At 63.0% G+C, this 997-nt stretch carries 1 protein-coding gene; it reads right to left on the bottom strand.

All coding sequences use genetic code 11. The features are described from left to right. Positions 1-976, bottom strand: a 976-nt coding sequence (locus PV419_RS52885) for a methyltransferase (protein ID WP_319701247.1), incomplete at its 3' end; no start/stop codon positions are given. Positions 977-997 lie beyond the last annotated feature (21 nt).

Below are 997 nucleotides of genomic sequence, written 5' to 3'. Positions count from 1 at the left end.
CCTTGCGCAGCACAACGTCATACCGGTGCCGAGTCAACTCATTGTGGTGGGCACCCTCCTTGATCCGGACATCAACCGCCACGACACCCGGCAGAACATTCGCAAGAGCTGCGAAGAACGCGGGATCGACCAGGAGTTCCCTCTCCAGCGCCATGCTCTGCTCGACGATCTGCCGCAGAACCGAGACTTCGGCTGATCCCCCGGACCGCCCCAGTTCGATCGCGGTGCGGAACAGCTTCAGCAGACGGAGGTTGCGTATGTCGCCGAAGAACAACGAGCCGCCGGGGGCGAGCAGTTCCATCGCCTGCTGTAGCACACGTACCAGGTACTCGGTGTTCGGGAAGTACTGCGACACCGAGTTGATGACGATGGTGTCGAAGAAATCCGTCGGCAACCCCTTCACCACATCCGCGGCCTGACTGCGCAACTCCACCCGGCCCGAAAGCTCGGGAACTGACGCGATCTGCCCACGCAGTCTCTCGATCACCGCGGCCGAGAAGTCAGTTCCCCAATAAGCCTCACACCCCGGGGCGAGCTTGGCCATCAACAGACCGCTGCCCACTCCGAGTTCGAGCACCCGGCGCGGATCGAGCGAACGAATCCGCTGCACCGTAGAAGCACGCCACGCCCGCATTTCCTCCAATGGAATCGGCGAACCGTCATAGCTACTGTTCCAACCGGAGAAGTCCTCACCGAACTCCGACGCGGCCTCGCTCCCGGTGCCCTCCGAGTACACCAGGTCATGCATGTGCTGCCATTCGTTGACTTGGTGGGCGTTGGCCTCTTCATCGGGCTCGGCATGCTCGGAGGGCACCACATAGCCGACCAGCCGCACATCCCCCGAACGATCCTCGCGAGCGGCCACCACCGCCTGCCGCACCATGGAGTGACTCTCCAATGCCGACTCGACCTCTCCCAGCTCGATCCGGTACCCACGCACCTTCACCTGGTCATCAACACGACCGACGAACTCCAACTCACCGTCCGACCGCCGCCG

Source organism: Streptomyces sp. ME19-01-6, from assembly GCF_033793745.1.
Classification (GTDB): domain Bacteria; phylum Actinomycetota; class Actinomycetes; order Streptomycetales; family Streptomycetaceae; genus Streptomyces.
Note: the sequence above shows the minus strand (reverse complement) of the source record. Positions and strands in the feature narration are given on the sequence as shown.